The 4692-nt window shown below is 67.2% G+C and carries 5 protein-coding genes; 3 read left to right on the forward strand and 2 right to left on the reverse strand.

What is annotated here, in order from left to right:
- Positions 1-336, forward strand: a 336-nt coding sequence (locus AB4Y86_RS12520; protein ID WP_441402548.1) for an SDR family NAD(P)-dependent oxidoreductase, incomplete at its 5' end; no start/stop codon positions are given.
- 119 nt (positions 337-455) lie between these two features.
- On the opposite strand, the gene AB4Y86_RS12525 is transcribed toward AB4Y86_RS12520, so the two are convergent.
- Positions 456-2045: an MFS transporter gene (locus AB4Y86_RS12525; protein WP_441402549.1), complete on the reverse strand. Its 1590-nt coding sequence runs from the start codon at positions 2043-2045 to the stop codon at positions 456-458.
- Positions 2046-2445: 400 nt separating this feature from the next.
- On the opposite strand from AB4Y86_RS12525, the gene AB4Y86_RS12530 reads away from it, so the two are divergent.
- On the forward strand, positions 2446-2679 hold the full coding sequence (locus AB4Y86_RS12530; protein WP_441402550.1) for a hypothetical protein: 234 nt from the start codon (positions 2446-2448) through the stop codon (positions 2677-2679).
- Between the two features lie 122 nt (positions 2680-2801).
- The gene (locus tag AB4Y86_RS12535; protein WP_441402551.1) at positions 2802-3059 is read left to right on the forward strand and encodes a hypothetical protein; all 258 of its coding nucleotides are present in this window, start codon (positions 2802-2804) and stop codon (positions 3057-3059) included.
- Positions 3060-3482: 423 nt separating this feature from the next.
- On the opposite strand, the gene AB4Y86_RS12540 is transcribed toward AB4Y86_RS12535, so the two are convergent.
- Positions 3483-4478 (reverse strand): LacI family DNA-binding transcriptional regulator, encoded by a 996-nt coding sequence (locus AB4Y86_RS12540; protein ID WP_441402552.1) that lies wholly within the window; start codon positions 4476-4478, stop codon positions 3483-3485.
- Between the last annotated feature and the right edge of the window lie 214 nt (positions 4479-4692).

The following is a 4692-nucleotide window of genomic DNA, read 5'->3' on the forward strand; positions in this document are numbered from 1 at the left end:
GCATTTCTGCCGCGCGAAACGTATTCCGCCGCCAAGGCGTGGCTGCTCAGCTTCAGCCGCTGGGCCAACCTTGCCTATGCCGGGCGCGGGGTGAAGGTGACGGCCGTCTGCCCCGGCTTTACGCACACCGAATTCCACGACCGGATGGGCATGGACACAGCAGTGGCCCCGGCCTGGATGTGGCTGCGGGCCGAACAAGTGGTGCGCGAGGGTCTGGCCGACAACGGAAAAGGCAGGGCCGTCTCGATTCCGAGCAAACGCTACAAGCTCCTCGTCGCGGCCGCGCGCGTGGTTCCCAACCGTTTTGTCGCGGGGCCGCCGCGCCGGCCGAAGTAGACGGCCGCAGCAGCGCGCGGGCCTGCCAAAGGCCCGCCCCGCGGGCTTCCCTGGCAGGGAAAGCGCGCGCGACGGGCCTCTCTGGGCGGGGCGCTGGAGCCGTACTGGCCGGCCTGGGACTAGACCCGGGACGGAACCCTGCCGGCGTCGCCGTCGTTGCTTTCCATTGCGGTGAGCGGCATATCCATGTGCTCAAGGTCGATCAGCGGGTTCTCGTCCTGCGTGGCGACCAGTTCGCGGGCTTCGGCCTGGGTGTCCACGCTCGGCATCGAGCCGGGCAGCGGCATCTGGGCGGACTCCTTGAGGAAGTAGATCGCCACGGCGCCGATCGCCGAGGTGGCCATCAGGTAGTAGGCCGGCATCATGTCGTTGCCGGTGGCGTTGATCAGGGCGGCAACGATGAACGGGGTGGTGCCGCCGAAGATGGCCACCGAGAAGTTGTACGCAATGCCCATGGCGCCGTACCGGCTGGCCGTCGGGAACTGGGCCGGCAGCGCGGAGGCCAGGTTGGCCACGTAGAACGTCACAGGGAACGCAATCAGGGAAAGTCCGGCCAACGTGGACCAGATTTCGCCGGTGCCAATCAGCAGGAACGCGGGGGTCGCCAGGACCACGGTGCTGATGGCACCGATCCACAGCACCGGGCGCCGCCCGATCCGGTCGGAGAGCTTGCCGGTCAGCGGAATGCAGAGACTCATGATGACAAGTACGGGGATCGTCAGCAGGGTGCCGTGCAGTTCGTCGTAGCCCTTGGACTCGGTGAGGTAGGTCGGCATGTACGACGTGAGGGCGTAGCCGGCCGTGTTGGCTGCGGCCACCAGGACCATCGCGACGATGATAGAGCGCCAGTAGGCCTTCACGATGCCCACCGGGCCCTTGGACGCGGCCGTGTCAGCGGCGGTGGCATCCTTGGCGAGGTTCGCCTGGGCATCGAGGGTGGCTTGGAACTGGGGGGATTCCTCGATCTTGCTCCGGAAGTACACGGCGATCAGGCCMAGCGGACCGGCCAGCAGGAACGGAACACGCCAGCCCCATTGCTCCATGCTGTCCTGGCCGAGAGTCAGCTGCAGCACGGACACGAGGGCGGCGCCGGCGGCGAAGCCGAGGTAGCTGCCCATGTCCAGGAAGCTGGCGAAGAATCCGCGCCGTTTGTCCGGGGCGTACTCGCTCACGAAGGTTGTGGCGCCGGCGTACTCGCCGCCGGTCGAGAAGCCCTGGATCACCTTGAACAGGACCAGCAGGACAGCGGCCCAGATGCCGATCTGGGCGTAACCCGGCAGGAGGCCGACGGCGAAGGTGCTGGCCGCCATGATCATAAGTGTCGCGGCRAGGACCTTCTGCCGGCCGACCTTGTCGCCAAGCCAGCCGAACACGACTCCGCCGAGGGGGCGGGCGATGAAGGTGGCGGCGAAGGTGCCGAGCAGGAAGAGGGTCTGGACGGACTTGTCCGCCTCCGGCAGGAATACCGGACCCATGGTGGTGATCAGGTAGCCGAACACACCGACGTCGTACCATTCCATGGTGTTACCCACGATGGTGCCGCCGAGGGCCTTTTTGAGCATTGGCTGGTCGACAACGTTGACGTCGGACTCACGGAGCCGGCGGCGCCGCAGTTTCGGTTTCCTGGCACCCTTGGGTGCAGCTTGGTTGGTTCTGCTGGCGTTCAAGACGCCTGCTGAAGAGTCGGTCGTGCTTCGGTCTTTGGGCATTTGGGCCGCTCCTAGGGAGGTCATTTGCTTACGACTTGTAGCTGCCCCGCTCCGGGCAGGCTTTCAATTTTACGTGGTTTCCATGGATTTTCCGATTTCGGTGCCGTATGATGCCGGGATTTTCGGCCCAATCGGCCCCTAATCGCGTAGTTCTTTTCCCCGCTTTCACCGCGCGGCTACTGGGAACTGAAGACTTTCGTGCCGAAGCCGCCAAACTTTTTCCACAGGCGCGCTCTAGAGGCCGGTTTTAGACCCGGATTGATGTTTCTGGCAACCCCACGGGAGCGCCGCTGGGGCGCAGCAACGAGGGTGTTCAAGGGGATCCCTGGCCGCATAAAGTGGAGCCACCCGGGTGCCGGGAAGAGGCAGGCCGGCCAGGCCATACAAGGAGAGCGGTTCCATGACCGACGAAGACAGCAGCAAGATCAGCGATACAGACGTAGAAGACGCCGGGAAACAGCCCGGAGCCGAGCGCCCCGGGACGGGCATCAAGTCCCGCCTGACCGAGGCTCAGAAGGACATGCTCGCCAGCAAATCGCGGGGCGGCGCCTCCACGCAGAGCATCGGGCACAGCCACAAGCCCACGCACGCCAGCGGAAAGCAGGGACCGGCGGAGAAAAAGGTCCGCTGGTAGTTCCTGCAGACATCTCCTCCGAGCCGACCTACGATGGATGAACACTTCGTTTCACGGCACATCGGCAGTCGGCACATCGTTGCCCGGCACATAGTTGTCCGGCACAGTGGAAGGGAAGAGCAATGGCGGAACACCACCCCGTAGACGGGATCGAGCCTGAGGTAGCCAGCCATCTGGCCGAAACCATGGACGAGGCCCCCGGACCCGAACCCGCGCACCACCTTCCACCCCCGGCGTCCGAGGGCCAGCAGTGGCCGGACGGCAGCGGGAAGCATCGCCACCCCAAGGAACACGACCCCAAACACGGCCGGCCGGGCCAGGAGGCAGCGGTATACGCGGTCCACCGGACCGGCAAGCCGGACGTCCCGCACTCCTCGTAATCGCGCGGGTTGGTAGGGGTACCGGGCTGATTCACCTTCCCGCACGGTGGGGCGCGGGCGTGACCACTGGACATGTCCTCCTGCGGATTGGCGTAGCTTCCGGGGACATGCGCCGCGCCGAGACCGGGGGATGGGCATTTGCCCGTTGTGCCCACTCGCGGGCGTCCGGAATGGGCATGTCCTCCTGCGGATTGGCGTAGCTTCCGGGGACATGCTCCCCGCCGAGGCCAGAGGATGGGCATATGCCCGTTATGCGCAATCGCGGGCGTCAGGACTGGACATGTCCTCCCGAAACCCGCGCGGCGCCTCTCGAGAACCTCTGCAGCGCCTCGCTCAGGACTGGGCATGTCCTCCCGCGCGGGGAGGTTCTCGCCCCCAACCCTCCCGGTCAGCTCGGCACCCCACATGTTGACGAGGTTGGCCCTATGGGCGGTCCGCCTGACCCGTGGTGGACGCGCGCTCGATCAGCGTACTGGCCAGGGTCTGCTGCGGTTCGGTGAGCATGCCGCCGCGCATCAGCTCCTTCAACGCGCGGCCCGCCTGTTCGCCGAGGGCCGCCGCCGGCAGGTGCACGCTGGTCAACGCCGGGCTGCTGGTGGCCGAGTATGGCAGATCGTCGAATCCGGCCACGGCCAGCCGCCCGGGAACCACGATGCCGGCAACCCGGGCCTCCTGCAGGACACCGTAGGCGTGCGTGTCAGTGCAGCAGACGACGGCGGTGATCCCGCTGTGCTGCCAGGCCGGCCACGAACCGGCAAAGGCGGCGGCCGCGGCGCCGACGTCGATAGGGGTGCTGGCGACGGCGCCGTCGGGTACCTGGATGCCGCTGGCGGCGGCCTGCGCCAGGAACGCGTCCCGCCGCACCCGGAAGGTTGCCGTCCCGCTGGTGCTGTCCAGATATGCCACCCGCGTATGCCCCAGGTTCGCCAGGTGTTTGGCAAGCTCGCGGGCGCCATGGCCGACATCGAGGTTCACGGAGGGCGCGTAGCCCTCAACGCCGGGCGCATCCAGCAACACCACGGGGGCAGTGCTGTGCAGCCGGTCCAGGAACGCCGCATCCGGGGCATCGACCAACAGCCCGGCCGGCCGCAGGGACATCAGGGCACGGACTTCCTCCGGCGTGGGCAGCTGGCCCGGTTCGCTGACCGCCAGGAGCAGCTGGTACTCCGCGCCCAGAGCGATCCGCACGCCGGCGATCACCTTGGCAAAGAAGGGGTTGGCGACGTCCGGTGCGGCCAGAATGACCAGGTTGCTGCCGCCCCGGGCCAGCGAGCTGCCGATGCCGTCCACTACGTAGCCGAGCTCGTCAATCGCCTGGCTGACTCGGGCGATTTTGTCCGCCGAGACGCGGCCCGCCGTCTTGCCGTTGGCCACCAGGGAGACCGTGGCTATCGAGACGCCGGCCCGGGCGGCCACCATGGCGGCCGTGACGCGCGCTCCCGGCGTGCCGCCCACCGCCCTTTCCGCAGCCTTGGCACGAAGAGCGCGGGCGGGAACGGTAGTCGCCGGGGCGGCGCCGCGCCGGGGGGTGGATTCGTCGTTGGGCCGCATTCCTCGATGCTATCGGTCCGGAGCCCCATCGGGCGGCACATGGCATCAAACGTTTGACGCAATTCGCGTTAAGCGTTTGACG

The sequence above is a fragment of the Arthrobacter sp. 2YAF22_2 genome, assembly GCF_052114645.1.
Classification (GTDB): Bacteria; Actinomycetota; Actinomycetes; order Actinomycetales; family Micrococcaceae; genus Arthrobacter.

Excerpts from the sequence above, each read along its gene's own strand:
- AB4Y86_RS12530 (WP_441402550.1), top strand. The coding sequence starts at position 2,446 with ATGACCGACGAAGACAGCAGCAAGATCAGCGATACAGACGTAGAAGAC.
- AB4Y86_RS12535 (WP_441402551.1), top strand. The coding sequence starts at position 2,802 with ATGGCGGAACACCACCCCGTAGACGGGATCGAGCCTGAGGTAGCCAGC.
- AB4Y86_RS12540 (WP_441402552.1), bottom strand. The coding sequence starts at position 4,478 with ATGGTGGCCGCCCGGGCCGGCGTCTCGATAGCCACGGTCTCCCTGGTG.